Annotated in this window: 31 protein-coding genes; 13 read left to right on the top strand and 18 right to left on the bottom strand. The window is 69.2% G+C overall.

Annotation, left to right across the window (positions count from 1 at the left end; translation table 11 throughout):
- The first annotated feature begins 120 nt into the window (after nt 1–120).
- From ftsY to rpoH, 4 genes are all read left to right on the top strand, one after another.
- Complete coding sequence (ftsY, locus tag SK095_RS13540; protein WP_320546582.1) at nt 121–1398, top strand: signal recognition particle-docking protein FtsY; 1278 nt, start codon at nt 121–123, stop codon at nt 1396–1398.
- A complete protein-coding gene (gene ftsE, locus SK095_RS13535) occupies nt 1395–2063 on the top strand; it encodes a cell division ATP-binding protein FtsE (RefSeq protein ID WP_320546581.1) in 669 nt (222 codons plus the stop codon). The genes ftsY and ftsE overlap by 4 nt, the downstream gene beginning before the upstream one ends.
- The gene (gene ftsX / locus SK095_RS13530; protein ID WP_136490438.1) at nt 2063–3073 is read left to right on the top strand and encodes a permease-like cell division protein FtsX; all 1011 of its coding nucleotides are present in this window, start codon (nt 2063–2065) and stop codon (nt 3071–3073) included. The genes ftsE and ftsX overlap by 1 nt, the downstream gene beginning before the upstream one ends.
- 139 nt (nt 3074–3212) lie before the next feature.
- Nucleotides 3213–4067: an RNA polymerase sigma factor RpoH gene (rpoH, locus tag SK095_RS13525; protein WP_136490439.1), complete on the top strand. Its 855-nt coding sequence runs from the start codon at nt 3213–3215 to the stop codon at nt 4065–4067.
- A gap of 62 nt (nt 4068–4129) precedes the next feature.
- Here the strand turns inward: rpoH and mtgA are convergent, their stop codons facing one another.
- Nucleotides 4130–4834: a monofunctional biosynthetic peptidoglycan transglycosylase gene (gene mtgA / locus SK095_RS13520; protein WP_136490440.1), complete on the bottom strand. Its 705-nt coding sequence runs from the start codon at nt 4832–4834 to the stop codon at nt 4130–4132.
- A gap of 142 nt (nt 4835–4976) precedes the next feature.
- Between mtgA and SK095_RS13515 the strand changes: the two genes are divergently transcribed.
- The 4 genes from SK095_RS13515 to trmB all read left to right on the top strand — a co-directional run bounded on the left by SK095_RS13515 (nt 4977) and on the right by trmB (nt 7294).
- A complete protein-coding gene (locus tag SK095_RS13515) occupies nt 4977–5357 on the top strand; it encodes a DUF423 domain-containing protein (RefSeq protein WP_136490441.1) in 381 nt (126 codons plus the stop codon).
- An 80-nt stretch (nt 5358–5437) separates the two neighbouring features.
- On the top strand, nt 5438–5638 hold the full coding sequence (thiS, locus tag SK095_RS13510; RefSeq protein ID WP_320546580.1) for a sulfur carrier protein ThiS: 201 nt from the start codon (nt 5438–5440) through the stop codon (nt 5636–5638).
- 51 nt (nt 5639–5689) lie between these two features.
- Nucleotides 5690–6487, top strand: a complete 798-nt coding sequence (locus SK095_RS13505) for a thiazole synthase (protein WP_320546579.1) — start codon at nt 5690–5692, stop codon at nt 6485–6487.
- Nucleotides 6488–6622: 135 nt separating this feature from the next.
- The gene (gene trmB, locus SK095_RS13500; protein ID WP_218569059.1) at nt 6623–7294 is read left to right on the top strand and encodes a tRNA (guanosine(46)-N7)-methyltransferase TrmB; all 672 of its coding nucleotides are present in this window, start codon (nt 6623–6625) and stop codon (nt 7292–7294) included.
- Between the two features lie 63 nt (nt 7295–7357).
- Here trmB and SK095_RS13495 read toward each other — a convergent pair whose 3' ends face one another.
- From SK095_RS13495 to SK095_RS13450, 10 genes are all read right to left on the bottom strand, one after another.
- Nucleotides 7358–7681, bottom strand: coding sequence for a DUF3392 domain-containing protein (locus tag SK095_RS13495; RefSeq protein WP_136490445.1), 324 nt, complete (start codon nt 7679–7681; stop codon nt 7358–7360).
- Between the two features lie 117 nt (nt 7682–7798).
- Nucleotides 7799–8920 (bottom strand): radical SAM family heme chaperone HemW, encoded by a 1122-nt coding sequence (hemW, locus tag SK095_RS13490; protein ID WP_414153890.1) that lies wholly within the window; start codon nt 8918–8920, stop codon nt 7799–7801.
- Nucleotides 8921–8940: 20 nt separating this feature from the next.
- Nucleotides 8941–9537: an RdgB/HAM1 family non-canonical purine NTP pyrophosphatase gene (rdgB, locus tag SK095_RS13485; RefSeq protein WP_320546577.1), complete on the bottom strand. Its 597-nt coding sequence runs from the start codon at nt 9535–9537 to the stop codon at nt 8941–8943.
- Complete coding sequence (locus SK095_RS13480; protein ID WP_136490448.1) at nt 9534–9965, bottom strand: DUF4426 domain-containing protein; 432 nt, start codon at nt 9963–9965, stop codon at nt 9534–9536. The genes rdgB and SK095_RS13480 overlap by 4 nt, the downstream gene beginning before the upstream one ends.
- A 14-nt stretch (nt 9966–9979) precedes the next feature.
- Nucleotides 9980–10570 carry a methionine biosynthesis protein MetW gene (gene metW, locus SK095_RS13475; protein ID WP_320546576.1) on the bottom strand — a complete coding sequence of 197 codons (591 nt, stop codon included), beginning with the start codon at nt 10568–10570 and terminating at the stop codon, nt 9980–9982.
- A gap of 15 nt (nt 10571–10585) precedes the next feature.
- Nucleotides 10586–11725, bottom strand: coding sequence for a homoserine O-succinyltransferase MetX (gene metX / locus SK095_RS13470; RefSeq protein ID WP_320546575.1), 1140 nt, complete (start codon nt 11723–11725; stop codon nt 10586–10588).
- Nucleotides 11726–11855: 130 nt separating this feature from the next.
- Complete coding sequence (locus tag SK095_RS13465; RefSeq protein WP_320546574.1) at nt 11856–12161, bottom strand: DUF167 domain-containing protein; 306 nt, start codon at nt 12159–12161, stop codon at nt 11856–11858.
- On the bottom strand, nt 12161–12754 hold the full coding sequence (locus SK095_RS13460) for a YggT family protein (RefSeq protein WP_320546573.1): 594 nt from the start codon (nt 12752–12754) through the stop codon (nt 12161–12163). The genes SK095_RS13465 and SK095_RS13460 overlap by 1 nt, the downstream gene beginning before the upstream one ends.
- A 9-nt stretch (nt 12755–12763) precedes the next feature.
- The gene (gene proC, locus SK095_RS13455; RefSeq protein WP_320546572.1) at nt 12764–13582 is read right to left on the bottom strand and encodes a pyrroline-5-carboxylate reductase; all 819 of its coding nucleotides are present in this window, start codon (nt 13580–13582) and stop codon (nt 12764–12766) included.
- Nucleotides 13583–13617: 35 nt separating this feature from the next.
- On the bottom strand, nt 13618–14325 hold the full coding sequence (locus SK095_RS13450) for a YggS family pyridoxal phosphate-dependent enzyme (RefSeq protein WP_320546571.1): 708 nt from the start codon (nt 14323–14325) through the stop codon (nt 13618–13620).
- Nucleotides 14326–14396: 71 nt separating this feature from the next.
- Here SK095_RS13450 and SK095_RS13445 point away from each other — a divergent pair, with 71 nt between their 5' ends.
- From SK095_RS13445 to SK095_RS13435, 3 genes are all read left to right on the top strand, one after another.
- Nucleotides 14397–15431 carry a type IV pilus twitching motility protein PilT gene (locus SK095_RS13445; RefSeq protein ID WP_136490455.1) on the top strand — a complete coding sequence of 345 codons (1035 nt, stop codon included), beginning with the start codon at nt 14397–14399 and terminating at the stop codon, nt 15429–15431.
- Between the two features lie 49 nt (nt 15432–15480).
- Complete coding sequence (locus SK095_RS13440) at nt 15481–16629, top strand: PilT/PilU family type 4a pilus ATPase (RefSeq protein WP_136490456.1); 1149 nt, start codon at nt 15481–15483, stop codon at nt 16627–16629.
- Nucleotides 16630–16719: 90 nt separating this feature from the next.
- Nucleotides 16720–17124, top strand: coding sequence for an NINE protein (locus SK095_RS13435; protein WP_136490457.1), 405 nt, complete (start codon nt 16720–16722; stop codon nt 17122–17124).
- 60 nt (nt 17125–17184) lie between these two features.
- Here the strand turns inward: SK095_RS13435 and SK095_RS13430 are convergent, their stop codons facing one another.
- The 7 genes from SK095_RS13430 to gshB all read right to left on the bottom strand — a co-directional run bounded on the left by SK095_RS13430 (nt 17185) and on the right by gshB (nt 23024).
- Nucleotides 17185–18456, bottom strand: a complete 1272-nt coding sequence (locus tag SK095_RS13430) for a dihydroorotase (protein ID WP_136490458.1) — start codon at nt 18454–18456, stop codon at nt 17185–17187.
- The gene (locus tag SK095_RS13425) at nt 18453–19457 is read right to left on the bottom strand and encodes an aspartate carbamoyltransferase catalytic subunit (RefSeq protein ID WP_136490459.1); all 1005 of its coding nucleotides are present in this window, start codon (nt 19455–19457) and stop codon (nt 18453–18455) included. Before SK095_RS13425 ends, SK095_RS13430 begins: the two co-directional genes overlap by 4 nt.
- An 11-nt stretch (nt 19458–19468) precedes the next feature.
- Nucleotides 19469–19984, bottom strand: coding sequence for a bifunctional pyr operon transcriptional regulator/uracil phosphoribosyltransferase PyrR (gene pyrR, locus SK095_RS13420; RefSeq protein ID WP_136490460.1), 516 nt, complete (start codon nt 19982–19984; stop codon nt 19469–19471).
- A gap of 17 nt (nt 19985–20001) precedes the next feature.
- Complete coding sequence (ruvX, locus tag SK095_RS13415) at nt 20002–20436, bottom strand: Holliday junction resolvase RuvX (protein WP_136490461.1); 435 nt, start codon at nt 20434–20436, stop codon at nt 20002–20004.
- Nucleotides 20433–20999 (bottom strand): YqgE/AlgH family protein, encoded by a 567-nt coding sequence (locus SK095_RS13410; RefSeq protein ID WP_320546570.1) that lies wholly within the window; start codon nt 20997–20999, stop codon nt 20433–20435. The genes ruvX and SK095_RS13410 overlap by 4 nt, the downstream gene beginning before the upstream one ends.
- A gap of 63 nt (nt 21000–21062) precedes the next feature.
- Nucleotides 21063–21956, bottom strand: a complete 894-nt coding sequence (locus SK095_RS13405) for an energy transducer TonB (protein ID WP_201487409.1) — start codon at nt 21954–21956, stop codon at nt 21063–21065.
- 108 nt (nt 21957–22064) lie between these two features.
- The gene (gene gshB, locus SK095_RS13400; RefSeq protein WP_136490464.1) at nt 22065–23024 is read right to left on the bottom strand and encodes a glutathione synthase; all 960 of its coding nucleotides are present in this window, start codon (nt 23022–23024) and stop codon (nt 22065–22067) included.
- Nucleotides 23025–23267: 243 nt separating this feature from the next.
- Here gshB and pilG point away from each other — a divergent pair, with 243 nt between their 5' ends.
- Together pilG and pilH are read left to right on the top strand one after the other, a co-directional pair.
- Nucleotides 23268–23678, top strand: coding sequence for a twitching motility response regulator PilG (gene pilG / locus SK095_RS13395; protein ID WP_136490465.1), 411 nt, complete (start codon nt 23268–23270; stop codon nt 23676–23678).
- A gap of 47 nt (nt 23679–23725) precedes the next feature.
- A complete protein-coding gene (gene pilH / locus SK095_RS13390; protein ID WP_136490466.1) occupies nt 23726–24091 on the top strand; it encodes a twitching motility response regulator PilH in 366 nt (121 codons plus the stop codon).
- Nucleotides 24092–24110 lie beyond the last annotated feature (19 nt).

The following is a 24110-nucleotide window of genomic DNA, read 5'->3' as shown; positions in this document are numbered from 1 at the left end:
GTGACCTGTCAGACTGCCGGCCGGTTTTGGCGCCGGCGGGCGAGGAGGTGCTAGGATACCCAACCGATTTCCTGGCGGCCACGTCAGTGCGCAGCCGCCCACTTGAGATGCAAGCCGTCCATGTTTGGTTCCAAAGACGACAAGAAGACTCCGGATGCCGGAGAAAAGAAAGGCCTGTTCGGCTGGTTCCGCAAGAAGGCGCAACCTGAGGCCGTCGAGCAGCCGGTGGCCGAACTCGAGCCGGCTGCAGCTGAGCCGTCGGGGGCGGTGCCGGCGTCTGAGCCCGCAGCGGCAGTGACCGCAGCCGAGCCGGCCGCCTCCCCCAGCGTGGCTCCGGTCCAGGCCGAAGCCCCGGTCGCCGCCCCGTCCGCCCCGGTTGCCGTGCCGCCGCCGGCACCCGCTGCCAGGCCCGAGCCGCTGGCGGAGCCCGTGGCCGCGGCCCCGGTGGCCGCGGAGAAGCCTGCCAAGCTCGGCTTCTTCGCCCGTCTCAAGCAGGGCCTGGCCAAGACCAGCGCCAGCATCGGCGAGGGCATGGCCAGCCTGTTCCTCGGCAAGAAGGCCATCGACGACGACCTGCTCGACGAGCTGGAGACCCGCCTGCTGACCGCCGACGTCGGCGTCGAGGCGACCAGCGCGATCATGCAGAGCCTGACCAGGCGCGTGTCGCGCAAGGAGCTGGCCGACAGCGACGCGCTGTACCAGGCGCTGCAGGAGGAGCTGGCCGCCATCCTGCGCCCGGTCGAGCAGCCGCTGGCGATCGAGGCCGGCCGCAAGCCCTACGTGATCCTGGTGGTCGGCGTGAACGGCGCCGGCAAGACCACCACCATCGGCAAGCTGGCCAAGAAGCTGCAGGACGAGGGCAAGAAGGTCATGCTCGCCGCCGGCGACACCTTCCGCGCCGCCGCCGTCGAGCAGCTGCAGGTGTGGGGCGAGCGCAACGGCATCCCGGTGATCGCCCAGCACACCGGCGCCGATTCCGCCTCGGTGATCTTCGACGCGGTGCAGGCCGCCCAGGCGCGCGGCATCGACGTGCTGATCGCCGACACCGCCGGCCGCCTGCACACCAAGGACAACCTGATGGAGGAGCTGAAGAAGGTCCGTCGGGTGATCGGCAAGCTCGACGAGAGCGCGCCGCACGAGACCCTGCTGGTGCTGGATGCCGGCACCGGACAGAACGCCCTCAGCCAGGCGCGCCTGTTCCACCAGGCGGTCAGCCTCAGTGGCCTGGCGCTGACCAAGCTGGACGGCACCGCCAAGGGCGGGGTGATCTTCGCCCTGGCCAAGCAGATGGCGCTGCCGATCCGCTACGTTGGCGTCGGCGAGGGCATCGACGACCTGCGTCCGTTCGAGGCCGAGGCCTTCGTCAAGGCGCTGTTCGCAGGACAGGAGAGCGCATGATCCGTTTCGAGCAGGTGGGCAAGCGGTATCCCAACGGCCACGTCGGCCTGCACGAACTGAGCTTCCGCGCCCGGCGCGGCGAGTTCCTCTTCGTTACCGGGCACTCGGGAGCCGGCAAGAGCACCCTGCTGCGCCTGCTGCTGGCGCTGGAGCGGCCGACCAGCGGCAAGCTGCTGCTGGCCGGCCAGGACATCGGCGCCATCGGCAATTCCGAGATTCCCTTCCTGCGCCGGCAGATCGGCGTGGTGTTCCAGAACCACCACCTGCTGTTCGACCGCAGCGTGTTCGACAACGTCGCCCTGCCGCTGCAGATCCTCGGCCTGCCGCGCGCCGAGATCGAGCAGCGGGTCGGCGAGGCGCTGGAGCGGGTATCGCTGAAGGACATGGGCGAGGCGCTGCCCGCCGACCTGTCCAGCGGCCAGCAGCAGCGCGTCGGCATCGCCCGTGCGGTGGTGCACCAGCCGGCCCTGCTGCTCGCCGACGAGCCCACCGGCAACCTCGACCCGCGCCTGGCGGCCGAGATCATGGGCGTGTTCGAGGACATCAACCGTATGGGGACCACCGTGCTGATCGCCAGCCATGACCTTGCCCTGATCGCGCGCATGCGCCATCGCCTGCTGACCCTGCAACGCGGTCGCCTGATCGGCGACGGGGAGCCGGGCTGATGGGGGCCAGCAAGCAACTGCCGCGCGGCGCCGAGGAAGGCGCCCCGGAGCAGCGCCAGCGCCGCCTGCAGGAGGCCGAGACCACCGACTGGGGTGGCCTGCTGCGTGCCTACCTGGACAGTCATCGCGCCAGCCTGGCCGACAGCCTGCGTCGCCTGGCCCGCCAGCCGTTCGGCAGCTTCCTCACCTGCCTGGTGATGGGCATCGCCCTGGCGCTGCCGATGGGCCTGTCCCTGCTGCTGGACAGCGTCGAGCGCCTCGGCGGCTCCTGGCAGCGCGCCGCGCAGATCTCGGTGTTCCTCGACCTGGAGGTGGCCGACGTCGAAGGCCAGGCGCTGCGCGAGCAGATCGCCGGGATGGACGGCGTGCTCGCCGCCGAGTGGATCAGCCGCGAGCAGGGGCTCGAGCAGCTGCAGCAGCACTCCGGCCTCGGCGATGCGCTCAGGGAACTGCCGGACAACCCGCTGCCGGCGGTGGTGCTGGTCACCCCGCAGGAGGTCGACAAGGCCGGCCTGGAGGCACTGCGCGCGCGCCTGGCGGAGCTGCCCGGCGTCGAGCAGGCGCAGCTCGACCTGCTGTGGGTCGAGCGCTTGGGCGCCATCCTCCACCTCGGCGAGCGCTTCATCTTCGGTCTGGCCGTGGTGCTGATCCTCGCCCTGCTGCTGGTGATCGGCAACACCATCCGCCTGCACATCGAGAACCGCCGCGCCGAGATCGAGGTGATCAAGCTGGTCGGCGGCACCGACGGCTACGTGCGCCGGCCGTTCCTGTACACCGGCGCCTTCTACGGCATCGGCGCCGGCCTGCTGGCCTGGGGCGTGCTGGAGTACGGGCTGAACTGGCTGAACCAGTCGGTGGTCGGCCTGGCCGGGCTGTACGACAGCGACTTCGCCCTCGGCGGCGTGCCGGCCGAGGACGGCCTGTCGTTGCTGGTCGGTGCATTGCTGCTCGGCTGGGTCGGTGCCTGGCTGGCGGTGGCGCGCCACCTGCGCCAGCTCGCCCCGCAGTGAGACGAAGCGTCGTTACTCCGTTGTAAGTTATTGTTTTGTAAGGGTTTTCCGGCTTGTAAGGGAACTTTTCGCGGGCATTCACAGTCTTATCGGCACAGTGCTATAGTCACCAGCCGATTCGGTAACCTGGAGGATGTCCATGTCCACCTCTCTGCAGCCTGTCTATGCCCTGGCTCCCGGCGCCAACCTGGAGGCCTACGTGCATTCGGTCAACAGCATCCCGTTGCTGTCGGCCGAGCAGGAGCGCGAGCTGGCCGGGCGTCTGTACTACGAGCAGGATCTCGAGGCTGCGCGGCAGATGGTGCTCGCGCACCTGCGCTTCGTCGTGCACATCGCCCGCAGCTACTCCGGCTACGGCCTGGCCCAGGCCGACCTGATCCAGGAAGGCAACGTCGGCCTGATGAAGGCGGTCAAGCGCTTCAACCCGGAAATGGGCGTGCGCCTGGTGTCCTTCGCCGTGCACTGGATTCGCGCCGAGATCCACGAGTTCATCCTGCGCAACTGGCGCATCGTCAAGGTCGCCACCACCAAGGCGCAGCGCAAGCTGTTCTTCAACCTGCGCAGCCAGAAGAAGCGCCTGGCCTGGCTGAGCAACGCCGAGGTCGAGGCAGTGGCCGAGAGCCTCGGCGTCGAGGCGCGCGAAGTGCGCGAGATGGAGAGCCGGCTGACCGGTCAGGACATGGCCTTCGATCCGGCCAGCGACGCCGACGACGACACCGCCTTCCAGGCTCCGGCCCACTACCTGGAAGACAACCGCTACGACCCGGCCCGCCAGCTGGAGGAGGCCGACTGGAGCGACAGCGCCAACGCCAGCCTGCACGACGCGCTGGACGGTCTCGACGAGCGCAGCCGCGACATCCTCCACCAGCGCTGGCTGGCCGAGGAGAAGGCCACGCTGCACGAGCTGGCGGCCAAGTACAACGTCTCCGCCGAGCGCATCCGCCAGCTGGAGAAGAACGCCATGACCAAGCTCAAGGGGCGCCTGCTGGCCTGACCGGCAAGCGCCGCGCAACGCGAAAGCCGCATCCCCGGGTGCGGCTTTCGCGTTTCTGCGCGCTACAGACGCTGGAGGTAGTGGCTGCCGCCCAGCTGCCACATCTGCTGGCGGATCCAGTTCGCCCGGCGGCTGACGTAGGCGCTCGGCCGGCCGGCGCTCCAGGTGCGCGGGCTGGGCAGCACGGCGGCGAGCAGGCTGGCCTGCTGGCGCGACAGGTAGGGGGCGCCCCGGCCGAAGTGGTGGCGCGCCGCCGCCTCGGCGCCGAACACGCCGTTGCCCCACTCGGCGCTGTTGAGGTAGACCTCGAGGATGCGCTGCTTGGGCCACAGGGTCTCGATCAGCAGGGTGAACCAGGCCTCCAGGCCCTTGCGCAGCCAGCTGCGCCCGGACCACAGGAACAGGTTCTTGGCCACCTGCTGGCTGAGCGTGCTGGCGCCGCGCAGGCTGCCGCCGCGCTCGTTGTGCGCCAGGGCGGCGCGGATCGCGGCCGTGTCGAAGCCCCAGTGCTCGGCGAACTTCTGGTCCTCGGCGGCGATCACCGCCACCTTGAGGTCGTCCGGCAGCTCGGTCCACGGCCGCCAGGTGCGCTGCAGGTCGATCGGCTCGCCCGTGAACCACGATTCCAGCTTGCGCTCGACCATCAGCGCCGTGCCCGGCGGCGGCAGCCAGCGCAGCAGCAGCACGACGAGGACGCTGGCGAGCAGGGCGCCGAGCAGTGTGCGGGCGGCGAGGGCGGACAGGCGGCGGAGCGGGAGGCGACGCATGGCGGACCGGGGCAGGGCGGACGAAGGCGCCAGTATAGCGGCCCGCCCGCAGCGCTGCCGGCAGTCCGTCGCGCCGGCGGGTTTGCCAGCGCCGGCGGGGGCGGCGATCATGTGCCGCTGTCGCCCCCGCCGGAAGCCTGCCATGTCCCGCCTGTTCGTCCTGTTCGCCGCCGTCTTCGGTCTCGCCGGGGTCGGCCTCGGCGCCTTCGCCGCCCATGGCCTGCGTGGCCGTCTCAGCCCCGAGTACCTGGCGGTATTCCAGACCGGGGTGCTCTACCAGCTGGTCCACGCCCTGGCCCTGCTCGGCGTCGGCGCGCTCGCCCTGCACTGGCGCTCGCGCCTGCTGGCGGCGTCCGGCGGCCTGTTTGCCGCCGGCATCCTGCTGTTCTCCGGCAGCCTGTACCTGCTGACCCTGAGCGGCCTCAGGGTCGGCATGGTCACCCCGCTGGGCGGCGTCTGCTTCCTCGCCGGCTGGCTGTGCCTGGCGCTGGCCGCCTGGCGGGCCCGGCCGCAGGCCGGCTGAGCCGCCTGGCCGGCGCCTTGGTCATCCCCTGCGATCGGCGCTAGAATGCCGGCTTTCCCTGAGTTTGCGAGCGGATACCCATGCGCATTCAGCTGAATGGCGAAGCTCTCGATCTGCCCGACGGCCTGTCCGTCGCCGACCTGCTGAGCCACCTCGACCTGGCCGGCAAGCGCGTGGCGGTCGAGCTCAACCTCGATATCGTGCCGCGCAGCCAGCACGCCGTCACCCGGCTCGGCGACGGCGACCGGGTCGAGGTGGTGCATGCCATCGGCGGTGGCTAGCGTCCGGAGCCCGTCCGTCCCCCGTTTCCGCCCGTTCGAATGGAGCCTCCCATGACCCAGTCCTCCCGCACCGACAAGCCGCTGGTTCTCGCCGGCCGCACCTACAACTCGCGCCTGCTGGTCGGTACCGGCAAGTACAAGGATCTCGACGAGACCCGCCGCGCCATCGAGGCTTCCGGCGCGGAGATCGTCACCGTCGCCGTGCGCCGCACCAACATCGGCCAGAATCCCGGCGAGCCGAATCTGCTCGACGTGATCAGCCCGGACAAGTACACCATCCTGCCCAACACCGCTGGCTGCTACGACGCGGTGGAGGCGGTGCGCACCTGCCGCCTGGCCCGCGAGCTGCTCGACGGTCACAATCTGGTCAAGCTGGAAGTGCTGGCCGACCAGAAGACCCTGTTCCCCAACGTCATCGAGACCCTCAAGGCCGCCGAAGTGCTGGTCAGGGACGGTTTCGACGTGATGGTCTACACCAGCGACGATCCGATCATCGCCCGCCAGCTGGCCGAGATCGGCTGCATCGCGGTGATGCCGCTGGCCGGCCTGATCGGCACGGGCCTGGGCATCTGCAACCCGTACAACCTGCGCATCATCCTCGAGGAGGCCAGCGTGCCGGTGCTGGTGGATGCCGGCGTGGGCACCGCCTCCGACGCCACCATCGCCATGGAGCTGGGCTGCGAGGCGGTGCTGATGAACAGCGCCATCGCCCACGCCCAGGATCCGGTGCTGATGGCCGAGGCGATGAAGCACGCCATCGTCGCCGGCCGCCTGGCCTACCTGGCCGGGCGCATGCCGAAGAAGCTGTACGCCAGCGCCTCGTCGCCGCTGGAAGGCTTGATCCGTTAATCGTCCGGACGGCGCCCGGCGCCGTCCTCCCCACACGCGAGCCCTGCCCTGCGGCAGGGCTCGTTCGTCTTTCAGGAAGGGTTCATGACCGACGAAATCCAACAAGCGCCGGACACCGCCGGCGAAGCGCGGCGGATGCGCACCATCAAGAGCTTCGTGATGCGCGCCGGGCGCATGACGGAAGGGCAGCAGCGCGGCCTCGAGCTGGGCTGGCCGAAGTTCGGCCTGCAGCTGGAGGACGGCCTGCGCGACTTCGACCAGCTGTTCGGACGCACCGCGCCGCGCACCTTCGAGATCGGCTTCGGCATGGGCCACGCGACCCTGGAGATGGCCGCCGCGGCGCCGGAGCAGGACTTCATCGGCGTCGAGGTGCACAGGCCGGGCGTCGGCGCCCTGCTCAGCGGCGCCCTGGCGCAGGACCTGACCAACATCCGCGTGTACAGCTGCGATGCGCTGGACGTGCTGCGCCAGTGCGTGGCCGACGCCAGCCTGGATCGCGTGCTGCTGTTCTTCCCCGATCCCTGGCACAAGGCCAAGCACAACAAGCGCCGCATCGTGCAGCCGGCGTTCGCCGAGCTGGTGCGGCAGAAGCTCAGGGTCGGTGGCGTGCTGCACATGGCCACCGACTGGCAGCCCTATGCCGAGCACATGCTCGAGGTGATGAGCGCGGCGCCCGGCTACCGCAACCTGGCGGCGGACGGCGGCTACGTGCCGCGCCCGGAGGAGCGCCCGGTCACCAAGTTCGAGCGTCGCGGCGAGCGCCTCGGCCACGGCGTGTGGGACCTCAAGTTCCAGCGCGTCGACTGATCGAGATCGCGCAAGCCGGGCATCGCCCGGCTTGCGCGTTGCCGGCCACCCGGCAGGCGGGCCTCAGTTGCGCTCGGCCAGCATGCCGATGGCGACCAGGGTGGTGACCAGCACCGGCGCCAGGGTGTAGTTGTTCAGCTGCTCCAGCCCCCTGACCAGCCAGGGCGGCAGGTAGACGATGGCAGCGCCATACACTGCGGCGCAGAGGGCAACGAACATCAGGGTGCGCAGCACGAAGTTCATGCTGCCGACTCTCTGTTGCGTCCATGCCTTGAAGCTGGGGCCCAGTACGACCAGCAGGGCGGCCATCAGGCCCAGCGCGATCTCGTCGAGATGACCACGGCACCAGCGCGAAGCGGTGACGAAAAGCTCGAGCATGGCTTCCATGCAGACTCCTTGTCGGCGATCACAGAATTGACGCGCAGTCTATCAGGTTTTTGCGTGCTGCCAGCCGGGGGGCGGCAGCGGATGGTCGTAGCCCCGCGAACGGGGCTGGACGTCCTTTCAGGGCAGGAAGTGCTGCAGCAGGTCGTTGAGGAACAGCTGGCCGCGGGCGGTGGGCCTGAGCCACTGCGGATCGCTGTCCAGCAGCCCGGCCGCGCGCGCCGCGGCGCAGCCCTCGGCGAGGGTGGCCAGCGGCAGGCCGGTGCGCTGCTCGAACAGCGCGGCCGGCACGCCCGCGGTGAGGCGCAGGGCGTTCATCAGGAACTCGAAGGGCAGCTCGCTCGCCTCCAGTACCCGCTCGCCGGCCTGGAAGCGCTTGGCCGGGTCGAGATAGTCCCTGGGCAGGCGGGTCTTCCAGCTGCGGCGGATGCGCCCGTCCGGCTCGCTCAGCTTGGCGTGGGCGCCGGCGCCGATGCCGAGGAAGTCGCCGAAGGTCCAGTAGTTGAGGTTGTGCCGGGCGCGGCGACCATCGCGGGCGTAGGCCGAGGTCTCGTACTGGGCGAAGCCCTCGGCGGCGAGCAGCGCCTGGCCGGCCTCCTGGATGTCCCAGAGGATGTCGTCCTCGGGGATCTCCGGCGGCTGGCTCCAGAACAGCGTGTTCGGCTCCAGAGTCAGCTGGTACCAGGACAGGTGGGTCGGCCCCAGGTCGATGGCCTGGCGCAGGTCGGCCAGCGCGCCTTCGACGTCCTGGCCGGGCAGGCCGTGCATCAGGTCGAGGTTGAAGTTGTCGAAGCCGGCCGCGCGGGCCATCCCGGCGGCGCGCACCGCCTCGAGGCCGTCGTGGATGCGCCCCAGTGCCTTGAGCTGCTCGGTCTGGAAGCTCTGCACGCCGATCGACAGGCGGTTGATGCCGAGGCTGCGGTAGTCGCGGAACTTGGCCTGCTCGAAGGTGCCGGGATTGGCCTCGAGGGTGATCTCGATGTCGCGGGCGAAGCCCAGGCGCCGCTCGACACCCTGCAGCAGGCTGTCGAGGGCGCGCGCCGAGAACAGGCTGGGTGTGCCGCCGCCGAAGAAGATCGAGCCCAGCTCGCGGCCGTGGGCGGCGGGAAGGTCAAGGTCGAGGTCGGCGAGCAGGGCGTCGACGTAGGCCTCCTCCGGCAGCTCGGGGCCGGCGGCATGGGAGTTGAAGTCGCAGTACGGACACTTGCGCACGCACCACGGGATGTGCACGTACAGCGCCAGCGGCGGCAGCTGGAACAGGCTCAAGCGAGCCCCAGCCGCTGCTTGAGCTGGGCCATGGCACGGGCGCGGTGGCTCAGGCGGTTCTTCTCGGCGGCGGGCAGCTCGGCGCTGGCGCAGTCGCATTCGGGCACCCAGAACAGCGGGTCGTAGCCGAAGCCGTGCTCGCCGCGCGCCTCATGCAGGATGCGACCGTGCCAGAGGCCCTCGCAGAGGATCGGCAGCGGGTCGTCGGCATGGCGGACCAAGGCTAGGGCGCAGACGAACTGGGCGCCGCGCTCGGCGTCCGGCACGTCCGCCAGTTCGGCGAGCAGCTTGGCGTTGTTGGCCGCGTCGTCCTTGCCGCCGGCGTAGCGCGCCGAGTAGATGCCCGGCGCGCCGCCGAGGGCGTCCACGGCGAGGCCGGAGTCGTCGGCCAGCGCCGGCAGGCCTGACACCCGGGCGGCGTGGCGGGCCTTGAGAATGGCGTTCTCGACGAACGACAGGCCGGTCTCTTCCGGTTCGACGGTGCTGAACTCGGCGACCGAGCGCACGCGCACGGCGTCGCCCAGCATGGCCTGCAGTTCCTTGAGCTTGCCGGCGTTGTGGCTGGCCAGCACCAGTTCGGTCAGGGCTTTCATTCGTCGGGGAACACTTCCTGGTTGAAGGTGAGGTTGTGGGTGGCGCCGCCTTCCTGCACCTTGAGGTCGAAGGTCAGCACCTCGCGCTCGGTCACCGGGAACTGCGCCAGGTGGTAGACCGCCTGCTTGTCGCCTTCACCCTCGCTGACGCGCTGGAAGGCCAGCGGCTTGCTCTGGCCGAGCAGGTTCTTCACCGTGCCGCTGACCGCGGCGGCCGGCACCGCCTTGCCGGCGCGCATCACGGCGACGTTGACCACGCCCTGGGTCTTGCTGCGGGTCAGCCCGGAGGCGGCGGCGATGTCCGGCTGCAGGAAGCTGGAGTTGAACACGTTGTAGTGCACCTCGAGGTCGCCGAAGCGTTGCAGACGCTCGGCGGCGGCCGGCAGGGCCAGGCTCAGGGTGAGCAGCATGAGAGCTAGACGACGCATGGGCAGTTCTCCTTTCAGCGGGTAACGCGGTAGATGCCGATCTCACCCAACAGATTAGGCCACAGCCGGGCGAGCGCACGCAGGCGGTGGTCGCGGTCCACGGCCAGGCGGTCGAGCACGCGCAGCTGCTGCTCGCGGCACAGCGCCTCGAAGTCGCGGAAGGTGCAGAAGTGGATGTTCGGTGTGTTGTACCAGGTGTAGGGCAGGAAATCGGAGCGCGGCATCTCGCCGCGGCGCGCCAGGTACCAGCGGCAGCGCCAGTGGCCGAAGTTGGGGAAGGTGATGATGCAGGTCTTGCCCACGCGCAGCATGTCGCGCAGCAGGCGGTCGGGGTAGTGCACGGCCTGCAGGGTCTGGGTCATCACCACCACGTCGAAGCTGTCGTCGCCGAAGTGGTCGAGGCCCTGGTCCAGGTCCTGCTCGATGACGTTGACGCCGCGGTCCAGGCACTGGGCGATCTTGTCCGGATCGCGCTCCAGGCCGTAGCCGTGCACCTGCTTGTGGTCGCGGAGGAAGGCCAGCAGCTCGCCGCCGCCGCAGCCGAGGTCGAGGACCCGGCTGCCGGAGGGGATCCATTCCTGAATGATTTCCAGATCGGCACGCATGTCGGACAGACTTCCTTACACGGCAATACGGTTCATGTAGCGACCGAAGCCCTGGATGTAGCGCGGGCTCGGGATGAGGAAGGCGTCGTGGCCGTGGGCCGACTCGATCTCCAGGTAGCTGACGTTCTTCTTCGCCGCCACCAGGGCGTCGACGATCTCCCGCGAGCGCGCCGGCGAGAAGCGCCAGTCGGTGGAGAAGGAGACCACGCAGAAGTTGGCGCGGGCCGGTTCGAGGGTCTTCACCAGGTCGCCGTCGTGGGCGGCGGCCGGGTCGAAGTAGTCCAGCGCCTTGGTCATCAGCAGGTAGGTGTTGGCGTCGAAGCGCCCGGAGAACTCCTCGCCCTGGTAGCGCAGGTAGCTCTCCACCTGGAACTCGACGCTGTGGAAGTCGTAGTTGAGCTGGTCGGTCTTCAGCTCGCGGCCGAATTTCTCGCCCATGGCGTCATCGGACAGGTAGGTGATGTGGCCGACCATGCGCGCCAGCATCAGCCCGCGCTTGGGAATGGTGCCCTGTTCCTGGAAGTGGCCGCCGTGGAACTCCGGGTCGGTGAGGATCGCCTGGCGTGCCACCTCGTTGAAGGCGATGTTCTGCGCCGACAGCTTGGGCGCCGAGGCGATCACCACGCAGTGGCGCAGGCGCTCGGGGTAGCTGATGCTCCACTGCAGGGCCTGCATGCCGCCGAGGCTGCCGCCGACCACCGCAGCCCACTGATCGATGCCGAGGGCGTCGGCCAGGCGTGCCTGGCTGTGCACCCAGTCCTCCACGGTCAGCACCGGGAAGTCGGCGCCGTAGGCGCGGCCGGTCTCCGGATTGCGGCTGCCGGGGCCGGTGGAGCCGTTGCAGCCGCCGAGGTTGTTGAGGCTGACGACGAAGAACTTGCGGGTGTCGATCGGCTTGCCGGGGCCGATGCAGCTGTCCCACCAGCCCGGCTTGCGGTCCTCGGGGCTGTGGTAGCCGGCGGCGTGGTGATGGCCGGAGAGCGCATGGCAGATCAGCACGGCGTTGCTGCGCTCGGCGTTGAGCGTGCCGTAGGTTTCGTAGACCAGCTCGTAGTCGGCCAGCTGGCGGCCGCAGGCGAGCGGGAGGGGATCCTTGAAATGCAGGACCTGGGGACTGACCAGGCCGACGGAATCTTCCGCGAAGACGGTGGGCATCGACCCTGCTCTCGAAAAGTGAAGTCGGCAAGTCTAAAGAGCGCGTCCCCGGGGGGCAAGGGCGTGGCGGATGCGGGCGCAGGGTGCGCCGTGCGCACCACCACCACGGCGATGGTGCGCATGGCGCAGCCTACATCGGGCGGCCGCCTTCGAGTTCGCCGGCCAGCTCGGCCGGCAGCTTCTGCGGCGCGCGGATGCGCACGCGCTTCTGCCGGTTGAGCTCGCCGCTCTCCAGACTGACCTGGCTCTTGGCCACACCGAAGGCCTTGCCGAGGAAGGCCAGCAGGTGGGCGTTGGCCTTGCCCTCCACCGGCGGCGCGGTGAGGCGGATCTTCAGGCGCTCGCCGTGCAGCCCGGCGAACTCGTCCTTGCTCGCCTTGGGCTGCAGGTGGCAGTCGAGGACCAGGTCCGCGCCGTCCCAGCGGAACCAGGCCATCAGAGGAACGGGCTGAGCAGCTGCGGCATCTGGCTCATCGCCGCGAGGTTGCGGATCACCAGCATGTCGACCAGGTTCAGCGCGATGAAGGCGAAGATCGGCGAGATGTCCAGGCCGCCGAGATTGGGCAGCAGGCGGCGGATCGGCATCAGCAGCGGCTCGCAGATCTGGTTGATCAGTTGCGCCGCCGGGTTGTAGCTGCCCGGGGCGACCCAGGAGAGGATCACGCTGGCGATCAGGGCGAAGAAGAACACCTTGAGGAACAGCGCGGTGACGCCGATCACCGCCCAGATCAGCAGTTGCGGCAGCAGGGCGGCGATGCCTATGCCCATCAGCAGCAGGGTCAGCGCCATCAGCAGCAGCTGGATCAGGATCGCCAGCACCAGCGACGCCAGATCCAGCCCGCCGAAGCCGGGGATCACCTTGCGCAGCGGATTGAGCAGCGGCTTGGTGGCCTTGACCGCGAACTGGCTGAGCGGGTTGTAGAAGTCGGCGCGTACCAGCTGCAGGATGAAACGCAGCAGGACGATCAGCAGGTACAGGCTGCCGAGGGTCTGCAGCACGTAGATGGCCGCGGTATTGAGTCCGTTCATCGTGCCTCCTTACTGGCCGAGCTGCTCGGCGAGCTCCGCCGAGCGGTGGGCGGCGGCCTGCAGGGCCTGCTCGACCAGCGCCTCGAAGCCGCCGGCCTGGAAGGTCTTGATCGCCGCCTCGGTGGTGCCCTTGGGCGAGGTCACCCGGCGACGCAGCTCGGCCGGGTCGACGTCGCTGGCCAGGGCCATGCGCGCGGCACCCAGGGCGGTCTGCCGGGCCAGCAGGCTGGCGGTCTCGGCGGACAGGCCGAGGCGCTCGCCGGCGGCGGTCATCGCCTCCATCAGCAGGAAGAAGTAGGCCGGGCCGCTGCCGGATACCGCGGTGACCGCGTCGATCTGCGCCTCCTCGTCCAGCCACAGCGCCAGGCCGACCGCCTCCAGCAGCGCCTCGGCCTGCTCGCGTTGGGTGGCGCTGGTGTGCGCGTTGGCGTACAGACCGCTGGCGCCCTGGTGGAGCAGCGCCGGGGTGTTGGGCATGCAGCGCACGATGGCCTTGGCGCCCAGCCAGCGCTCCAGGCTGGCGCAGGGGATGCCGGCGGCGATGGAGACGATCAGCGCATGGGCCGGCAGCGCCGGGGCCAGCGCCAGGCAGACCTCCTTCATCACCTGCGGCTTGACCGCCAGCACCACGATGTCGGCGCCGGCCACCGCGGCGGCATTGTCTTCGAACACCGCAATGCCGTGTTCGCGGGCGACGCGCTCGCGCTGCTCGGCGAACGGTTCGCTGGCGCTGATGCGCGCGGCGGGCACGGCGCGGGCGATCAGGCCGCCGATCAGGCTGGTGGCCATGTTGCCGGCGCCGACGAAGGCGATACGCGGATGAGTCATGGTGGGATTCCTTGTCTGCTCGGGGGAGTCGCGCCTCAGGAGGCGGGGCTCGCGGATGATTTGTGAGGGTAGTCGCGGGCGCCGAACAGCGCGCTGCCGATGCGCACCCAGCTGGCGCCTTCGGCGATGGCCGCCTCGAGGTCGTCGCTCATGCCCATCGACAGGGTGTCGAGCGGCAGCGGCAGGCTGTCGCGCAGGGCGCGCAGGCGGGCGAAGGCGGCGCGCTGGGCGGCGACATCGGGGGTGGGTTCGGGGATGGCCATCAGGCCGCGCAGGCACAGGTTGGGCAGCGCCGCCACGGCGGCGGCCAGCGCCGGCAGTTCTTCGGGCGAGCAGCCGGACTTGCTGGTCTCGCCGCTGACGTTGACCTGCAGGCAGACGTTCAGCGGCGGCAGGTTGGCGGGGCGCTGGGCGGACAGGCGTTCGGCGATCTTCAGGCGGTCCACCGAGTGCACCCAGGCGAAGTGCTCGGCCAGCGGCCTGGTCTTGTTCGACTGGATCGGGCCGATGAAGTGCCAGGCGAGGTCGAGGTCGGCCAGCTCGGCCTGCTTGGCCAGGGCCTCCTGCAGGTAGTTCTCGCCGAAGTCGCGCTGGCCGCAGGCGAAGGCCTCGCGCAGCGCTGCGGGCGGCTTGGTCTTGCTCACCGCCAGCAGCTGCACGCTGCCGGCGGCACGGCCGCCGGCTTGCTCTGCCTCACGGATGCGTGTTCGGACCTTTGCAATATTGTCTGGGATCGTGGACATTTGGTTCCGCTTCCTGCCCGGCCGCTGGCTGTCGCGGCATTCTACCCGCTAGTTTGTGATTGGGGACCCCCATGGATATTACCGAGCTGCTGGCCTTCAGCGCCAAGCAGGGCGCATCCGACCTGCACCTCTCCGCCGGCCTGCCGCCGATGATCCGCGTCGACGGCGACGTGCGTCGCATCAACCTGCCGCCGATGGAGCACAAGCAGGTGCATGCGCTGATCTACGACATCATGAACGACAAGCAGCGCAAGGATTACGAGGAGTTCCTCGAGACCGACTTCTCCTTCGAGGTGCCCGGCGTGGCGCGCTTCCGGGTCAACGCCTTCAACCAGAACCGCGGCGCCGGCGCAGTGTTCCGGACCATTCCCTCGCGGGTGCTGAGCATGGAAGACCTCGGCATGGGCGAGGTGTTCAAGAAGGTCTCCGACGTACCGCGCGGCCTGGTGCTGGTCACCGGCCCGACCGGCTCGGGCAAGTCGACCACCCTGGCGGCGATGCTCGACTACATCAACAACACCAAGTACCACCACATCCTCACCATCGAGGATCCGATCGAATTCGTCCACGAGTCGAAGAAGTGCCTGGTCAACCAGCGCGAGGTGCACCGCGACACCCTCGGCTTCGCCGAGGCGCTGCGCTCGGCGCTGCGCGAGGACCCGGACATCATCCTGGTCGGCGAGATGCGCGACCTGGAAACCATCCGCCTGGCGCTGACCGCGGCGGAAACCGGCCACCTGGTGTTCGGCACCCTGCACACCACCTCGGCGGCCAAGACCATCGACCGTATCGTCGACGTGTTCCCCGCCGAGGAGAAGTCCATGGTCCGCTCCATGCTCTCCGAGTCGCTGCAGGCGGTGATCTCGCAGACCCTGCTGAAGAAGGTCGGCGGCGGCCGGGTGGCCGCCCACGAGATCATGATCGGCACCCCGGCGATCCGTAACCTGATCCGCGAGGACAAGGTGGCGCAGATGTACTCGGCGATCCAGACCGGCGGCGCGCTGGGCATGCAGACCCTCGACGCCTGTCTGAAGACGCTGGTGACCAAGGGGCTGGTCAGCCGCGAGGCCGCCCGCGAGAAGGCCAAGGCACCGGAAAGCATCTGATACAGTCTCCGGCGCGGCGGACGGCCGCGCCGGAACGTCGAGGAAATCCATGGAATTCGAGAAACTGCTGCGCCTGATGGTCGAGAAGGGCGGCTCCGACCTGTTCATCACCGCCGGCGTGCCGCCGTCGATGAAGGTCAACGGGCGCATCCTGCCGGTGACCAAGACCGCCATGTCGCCGGAGCAGACCCGCGAGACGGTGCTGGGCGTGATGAACGAGCACCAGCGCCGCGAGTTCGCCGGCAACCACGAGTGCAACTTCGCCATCAGCGCCCGCGGCATCGGCCGCTTCCGGGTCAGCGCCTTCTACCAGCGCAACCTGGTGGGCATGGTGCTGCGCCGCATCGAGACGCAGATCCCCACCTTCGACGAACTCCAGCTGCCCGAGGTGCTCAAGCAGCTGTCGATGACCAAGCGCGGCCTGGTGCTGTTCGTCGGCGCCACCGGCGCGGGCAAGTCCACCTCGCTGGCGGCGATGATCGGCTACCGCAACAAGAACTCGCAGGGGCACATCATCTCCATCGAGGACCCCATCGAGTTCATCCACCAGCACCAGGGCTGCATCGTCACCCAGCGCGAGGTGGGCATCGACACCGAGTCCTTCGAGGTGGCGCTGAAGAACACCCTGCGCCAGGCGCCGGACGTGATCATGATCGGCGAGGTGCGCACCCGCGAGACCATGGACTACGCGGTGGCCTTCGCCGAGACCGGTCACCTGTGCCTGGCCACCCTGCACGCCAACAACGCCAACCAGGCGCTCGACCGCATCATCCACTTCTTCCCGCCGGACCGTCACGAGCAGGTGTGGATGGACCTGTCGCTCAACCTCAAGGCCATCGTCGCCCAGCAGCTGGTGCCGACGCCCGATGGCAAGGGGCGCCGCGCGGTGATCGAGGTGCTGATCAACACGCCGCTGGCCGCCGACCTGATCCGCAAGGGCGAGGTGCACGAGCTGAAGAACCTGATGAAGCGCTCCACCGAGCAGGGCATGCAGACCTTCGACCAGGCGCTCTACCAGCTGTACAGCAATGCCGAGATCACCTACGAGGACGCCCTGGCCCACGCCGACTCGGCCAACGACCTGCGCCTGATGATCAAGCTCGGCTCGGAGACCGATGCCGAGCACCTGAGCAACCTGACCCGCAGTCTCAGCCTGGAAGGCAGCGACGAGCCGCAGAGCGGCCTGCGCCGGCGCTGAGGGGCCCGTCGGCGGAACGCCGCAGGCCGAGCGGGGTCAAACCGGGTGGCAGCCTCGGGCTGTCACCCCGTTTTCCGACTGGAGGGCAGCATGACGACACTGAACCGGGACACCCACAGCAAGACCATCGGCTACCTGCTGTGGATCTTCGGCTTTCTCGGCGCGCACCGCTTCTACTACGGGAGGCCGGTCACCGGCACCCTCTGGTTCTTCACCCTCGGCCTGCTCGGCATCGGCTGGCTGATCGACCTGTTGCTGATCCCCGGCATGGACCGCGAGGCCGACCTGCGCTATCACAGCGGGCGCACCAGCTACAACGTGGCCTGGGTCCTGCTGACCTTCCTCGGCGTGTTCGGCGTGCACCGCATGTACATGGGCAAGTGGATCACCGGCATCCTCTACCTGTGCACCGGCGGCTTCTTCCTCGTCGGCGTGCTCTACGACTTCTGGACGCTCAACGACCAGATCTCGATCCGCAACGCGCGCTGGTTCTGAGCGCGGCGCTGCAACGACAAGGCCCGCCGATCGGCGGGCCTTGTCGTTTGCGCTCGGTGCTCAGCCCTGGTGGCTGATGCGGCCGCCCTGCAGGGTGTGGCGCACCGCGCCGGGCAGGCAGTGGCCGAGGAACGGGCTGTTGCCGCCGCGCGACAGCCAGCGCTCGCCGGCCAGGGTCTGCGCCTTGGTGTCGAACAGCACCAGATCGGCATGCTCGCCGACGCCCAGCCGACCGACCGGCAGGCGCAGGGCAGCGGCGGGGCCGCAGGTCAGGCGGGCGAGCAGGGTCGGCAGGTCGAGCAGGCCGTCCTCGACCAGGGTCAGCGCCAGCGGCAGGAGAATCTCCACGCTGCTGATACCCGGCTCGGTGGCGCCGAACGGCGCCAGCTTGGCGTCCGGCTCGTGGGGCTGGTGGTGGCTGGCGATGGCCGACACCACGCCGGCCTTCACCGCCTCGCGCAGGGCGTCGCGGTCGGCGCGCGAGCGCAGCGGCGGCTGCACGTGATACAGGCTGGAGAAGCCGGTCAGCGCCTCGTCGGTGAGGATCAGCTGGTACAGCGCCACATCCGCGGTCACCGGCAGGCCGCGGGCCTGGGCCGCGGCGATCATCTCCACGCCGCGCGCGCTGGTCAGCTGGCTGAAGTGGGCGCGCACGCCGCTCTGCTCGACCAGCAGCAGGTCGCGGGCCAGGGCCACGGTCTCGGCGCTTTCCGGGATGCCCGGCAGGCCGAGGAAGCTGGCGGTGGGACCCTCGTGGGCCAGGCCACCCTCGGCCAGATCGGCATCCTGCGACTTGAACACCACGGTCAGATCGAAGGTGGCGGCGTATTCCAGGGCGCGGCGCAGCACGCGGTTGCCGGCCAGCGGCGCCAGGCCGTTGGTGAAGGCCACGCAGCCGGCGTCGCGCAGGGCGACCAGCTCGGCCAGCTGCTCGCCTTCCAGGCCCTTGGTCAGCGCGCCGATGGGGAACACGCGGGCGTGGCCGGCCGCTGCGGCGCGATCGAGGATCAGCTCGACCACCGCCGAGGTGTCCAGCACCGGCTTGGTGCGCGGCGGGCAGCACAGGCTGGTGACGCCGCCGGCGGCGGCGGCGCGGGTTTCGCTGGCGATGCTGCCCTTGCGGGTGTAGCCCGGCTCGCGCAGGCTCACCGCCAGGTCGACCAGCCCGGGTGCGGCGATCAGGCCGTGGGCGGAGATCTGCTGCTCGGCATCGAAGCCGGCCGGGGCCGCGCCGAGGGCGGCGATGCGGCCGCCTTCGATGTGGATGTCGCTGACCTGGTCGAGGCCGCTGGCCGGATCGATGACGCGGGCGCCGTGGATGCTGACTTTCACTGGCCGTCTCCCTGTGCGAGCTGGCGCTGGGCCTGCTGGCCGCTCATGGCCATGGACAGGACCGCCATGCGGATGGCAATGCCGTAGGTTACCTGGTTGAGAATCACCGACTGGGCGCCGTCGGCCACCGCCGACTCGATCTCCACGCCGCGGTTGATCGGCCCCGGGTGCATGACGATGGCGTCCGGCTTGGCCAGCGCCAGGCGCTGCTCGCTGAGGCCGTAGAGCTTGTAGAACTCGCCCTGGCTGGGCAGCAGGCCGCCCTGCATGCGCTCGCGCTGCAGGCGCAGCATGATCACCACGTCGACGTCCTTGAGGCCTTCGGCGAGGTCGGTGTAGGCGCGCACGCCGTACTGCTCGATGCCGACCGGCAGCAGGGTCTTCGGTGCGATCACGCGGATGTCCGGGCAGCCGAGGGTCTTCAGCGCCAGCATGTTGGAGCGCGCCACCCGCGAGTGCAGGATGTCGCCGACGATGGCCACCGAGAGGTTCTCGAAGCCGCCCTTGTGGCGGCGGATGGTCAGCATGTCGAGCATGCCCTGGGTCGGGTGGGCGTGGCGGCCGTCGCCGCCGTTGATGATGGCCACGTCGGGGCAGACGTGCTCGGCGATGAAGTGCGCGGCGCCCGAGTCGGCGTGGCGCACCACGAACATGTCGGCGGCCATCGCCTCGAGGTTGCGCAGGGTGTCGAACAGGGTCTCGCCTTTGCTGGTCGAGGAGGTCGACACGTTGAGGGTGATCACGTCGGCGGACAGGCGCTTGGCGGCCAGCTCGAAGGTGGTGCGGGTGCGCGTGGAGTTCTCGAAGAACACGTTGCACACGGTCTTGCCGCGCAGCAGCGGCACCTTCTTCACCGCGCGCGCACCGACCTCGAGGAAGGAGTCGGCGGTGTCGAGGATCTCGGTGAGCAGCTCGCGGGGCAGGCCGTCGAGCGAGAGGAAATGGCGCAGCTGGCCCTGGTCGTTGAGCTGCAACGGGCGCTTGGCGTCGGTTGGCGTCATCGCGGAAATTCTCAGTGGGAGGCGGCGAGGGTCTGCAGCTCGAGGGCGAGCGGTGCGGGACCGTGCAATTTTACCCGCTGGTCGGGGGCCAGCGACAGGGTGGCGCCGAGCACGTCGGCGCGGATCGGCAGCTCGCGGGCGTCCAGGTCGAGCAGGCAGGCCAGGGTCACGCTGGCCGGGCGGCCGTAGTCGAACAGGGCGTTGAGCGCCGCGCGCACGGTGCGCCCGCTCATCAGCACGTCGTCGATCAGTACCAGGTGGCGGTCCTCGACATCGAACGGCAGCGCCGAGGGCTGCACCTGCGGGTGCAGGCCGTGGCGGCTGAAGTCGTCGCGGTAGAAGGACACGTTGAGCACGCCCAGCGCGGTGTCGTCCTGGCCGAGCTCGGCGAGCAGGGCGCGGGCCACCCACACGCCGCCGGTGTGGATGCCGACGAACAGCGGGTCGCGGATGCCGCGGCGGTCGAGATGGGCGCGCAGGTCGGCAGCCATCTGCGACAGCAGGGCGGCGGGATCGGGCAGGGTCATGGGCACTCCTCGGGCAGTCAAAGCGGGTGGGCGGGCTGCTGTTCCAGCCAGCCCTCGAGCAGCAGGGCGGCGGCCAGGGCGTCCACCGGGCGTTCACGATAGCCGCCGCGCTGGCCCTCGGCCAGGCGCCGGCCCTTGGCCTCGAAGGTGGTCAGGCGCTCGTCGTGGGTGAACACCGGCAGGTTGAAGCGGCCGTGCAGGCGGCGGGCGAACTTCTCGGCGCGGGCGCTCATCTCGCTGGGCGTGCCGTCCATGTTCAGCGGCAGGCCGACGACGATGGCGTCCGGCTGCCACTCCTTGACCAGTCGTTCGATCTGGCTCCAGTCCGGCACGCCGTTCTGCGCCTTGAGCACGCACAGCTCGCGGGCCTGGCCGGTGATCGCCTGGCCGACGGCGACGCCGATCTGCCGGGTGCCGTAGTCGAAGCCGAGCAGCAGGCGCGGGGCGCTCATGCGTGGCCGGCCTGGCTGGTGAGCAGGCCGAGGTCGACGCCCAGCTCCGCGGCGGCGCGCTGCAGGCGCTGGTCGGCGGCGACGTCGAACAGCACCGTCGGCTCGGCCGGGCAGGTCAGCCAGGCGTTGTCGATCAGCTCGGCCTCCAGCTGGCCGGCTTCCCAGCCGGCGTAGCCGAGGGCGATCAGGTGGCGGTCCGGGCCGCTGCCGTCGGCGATGGCCAGCAGCACGTCCTGCGAGGTGGACAGTGCCAGCTCGCCCAGCTCGAGGGTGGCCTGGTAGTGCCAGCCGTGCGGATGGAGGACGAAGCCGCGGTCGGTATGCACCGGGCCGCCGGCGTAGATCGGTACCTGCCGGCAGTGTTCGGCCGGCTCGCTGCCGGGGCGCAGCTGTTCGAGCACGTCGGCCAGGTCGAGTTCGCCGGGGCGATTGACCACCAGACCCATGGCGCCGTGCTGGTTGTGCTCGACCAGGTAGATCAGCGTCTGGGCGAAGTTGGGATCGGTCATGTGCGGCATGGCGATCAGGAAGTGGTGCTTGAGGTAGCCGGAGTCTGTGTTCATGGGCCCTAGTTTCGGCGGTGGGGGCAGTCGCTGCAAGGGGCCGTACGCCTTGCTGGTGCGGTCTCAGTAGCTGCCGAGTCGGTCGCCGCGCTCGAAGCGCCAGGTGCGGATGATCTCCAGCACGTCGACGTCGCTGAGGTCGCCGCTGAACGGCGCGAACGGCGCGGACAGGCGCACGATGCGCAGGGCAGCCTGGTCGAGGATCGGCTGGCCGGAGGACTCCAGCACCTGCACCTCGCGCAGGGTGCCGTCGCGGTTGATCGCCACCAGCAGGCGCAGGTTGCCGTAGATGCGCTCGCGACGGGCGGCGTCGGGATAGTTGAGGTTGCCGACCCGCTCGACCTTGCGCCGCCATTCCTCCTTGTACCAGGCACCCTTGTCGCGCATGGTCGAGGCGGCGTTGAGGCGGTGGATGCGCGGGCGCTTGGCGTACAGCTGGCGCTCGTGGCTGAGCTGGGCTTCCAGGCTGGCGATCTCCGAGGACAGCTGGCTGCTGTCGAATTCCGGCGCCTTCTGTGCCGGCTGCGGCGGGCGCGGGGTTTCCGCCTTGGCCTGGGTCTTCTGCGGCTGCGGCGTGCGGGTGGCGACCGCGGCCTTGCTCGGCTGCGGCGGCTGGCTGGCCTTGGGCTGTGCCGGCGGCTCGATGCGGCGGATCTCGCTGTCCTGGAACGGCGCCAGCTCGGTGGTCTTCGGCGTGGCCTTGTGCTCCAGGCTGCCGCTGCCCTGCTGGTCGTGCTGGGCGAGGAAGTCGGCCTGCCTGGGCTTTTCCGCGCTCCTGAAGCTGGCCAGGGTGACGTCGAGAGTCTTGCTCACCAGGCTCGGTTCGGGCAGGGCGAAACTGACGCCGAGGATCAGCGCCAGGTGCACGGCGGCGGCGAGGAACAGGGTGAAGCCCAGACGGTCCGCCGGACGCACGCCGGCGGAGCTGGGGTAGGAGGTGTGGACGGCAGCGTTCATCGGTTGGCGCATGGCAGGGAGTCGGCGCAGTCTGCCGCCGGCTCCGGCAAAAGTCCATGAAGTGCTCCGCGCCTTGGCGCTTTGCCACGGCGTGCCGCCGTCTGCGGCTCAGCCCTGGCGAGCGGCCAGCTTGCCGGCGATCGCGTCCATCAGTTGGCCGGCGATGTCGGTGCCGAAGGCGGCGTCGATCTCGCGGATGCAGGTCGGGCTGGTCACGTTGATCTCGGTGAGGTGCTCGCCGATCACGTCGAGACCGACGAACAGCAGGCCCTTGTCGCGCAGGGTCGGGCCGACCTGGGCGGCGATCCAGCGGTCGCGCTCGGTCAGCGGGCGCGCCTCGCCGCGCCCGCCGGCGGCCAGGTTGCCGCGCGTCTCGCCCTGCGCCGGGATGCGCGCCAGGCAGTAGGGCACCGGCTCGCCGTCGATCATCAGGATGCGCTTGTCGCCGTCCTTGATCGCCGGCAGGTAGCGCTGCGCCATGATCTGCCGGCTGCCGTGGGCGGTCAGGGTCTCGAGGATCACCGACAGGTTGGGGTCGCCGTGGCGGTGGTGGAAGATCGACGAGCCGCCCATGCCGTCCAGGGGTTTGAGAATGATGTCACGCTGCTCGTCGGCGAACTCGCGCAGAATGTCGACGCGCCGGCTCACCAGGGTCGGCGGAGTGCACTGCGGGAAGCGGGTGGCGAACAGCTTCTCGTTGCAGTCGCGCAGGCTCTGCGGGCGGTTGACCACCAGCAGGCCCTCGCGCTCGGCCTGCTCGAGCAGGTGGGTGCAATAGAGGAACTCGTTGTCGAAGGGCGGATCCTTGCGCATCAGGACCACGTCCAGTTCGTGCAGGGCCAGATCCTGCTCGTCGTCGAGGTGGAACCAGTGCTTGGGGTCATGGATGACCTGCAGCGGCCGCGTGCGGGCGCGTACCTGGCCGTCGCGCAGATAGAGGTCGCTCTGCTCCATGTAGAACAGCGACCAGCCGCGGGCCTGGGCGGCGAACAGCATGGCCAGCGAGCTGTCCTTCTTGAAGGCGATGCGGGCGATGGGATCCATGACGATGCCCAGGCGAACGCTCATAAGGGAAGTCCTCCACAACGAAACCACGGCTTGGCAGCCGAACAAGGCGATTGACGGTAGCCCAAGGTGGCCGCGAGTTTGCCTTGAGTCAAGGAAAAACCTTGCACTTCCGGGGCTTATGGCTTTGCTTCGGAATAGTGTGCTAAAAAGCCCCGGCGATCAGGTTGCAGCCCGTGAGTGGCAGCGCTGCATGCGTATGGGCGATGGACAACAACGACTCACCGAGGCAATGGTAGGGCAGACATGGATCAACACTCCGAAGGCTTGAAAGTCATGGTGATCGACGATTCGAAGACGATTCGTCGGACCGCCGAAACGCTGCTGAAGAAAGTGGGTTGTGACGTCATCACTGCCGTCGACGGTTTCGATGCCCTGGCCAAGATCGCCGACTCGCATCCGAACATCATCTTCGTCGACATCATGATGCCGCGCCTGGATGGCTACCAAACCTGCGCCCTGATCAAGAATAATAGTGCGTTCAAATCCACGCCGGTGATCATGCTGTCCTCCAAGGACGGTCTGTTCGACAAGGCCAAGGGACGTATCGTCGGCTCCGACCAGTACCTGACCAAGCCCTTCAGCAAGGAGGAGCTGCTCGGTGCGATCAAGGCGCACGTTCCGGGCTTTGTGCCGGTGGAGCAAGCAACCACCTGACGTCCGGCCTTCCGGCTGCCGACGCGTGCCTTTTTTTGGGGGATTCCATGGCTCGTATTCTGATTGTTGATGACTCGCCGACCGAGATGTACAAGCTGACCGCCATGCTCGAAAAGCATGGCCATCAGGTACTCAAGGCGGAGAACGGCGCCGACGGTGTCGCCCTGGCGCGCCAGGAAAAGCCCGACGTGGTGCTGATGGACGTGGTCATGCCGGGTCTCAACGGTTTCCAGGCCACCCGTCAGCTGACCAAGGATCCGGAAACCGGTCACATTCCGGTCATCATCGTCACCACCAAGGATCAGGAAACCGATAAGGTCTGGGGCAAGCGCCAGGGCGCGCGCGACTACCTGACCAAGCCGGTCGAAGAAGACACCCTGCTCAAGACCATCGCCGCCGTCCAGGCTGGCTGAGGGGCGGAGCACGACAACC

The sequence above is a fragment of the Pseudomonas sp. AN-1 genome (assembly GCF_034057115.1).
Lineage (GTDB): Bacteria > Pseudomonadota > Gammaproteobacteria > Pseudomonadales > Pseudomonadaceae > Geopseudomonas.
This window is presented reverse-complemented; position numbering and strand designations above follow the sequence as displayed.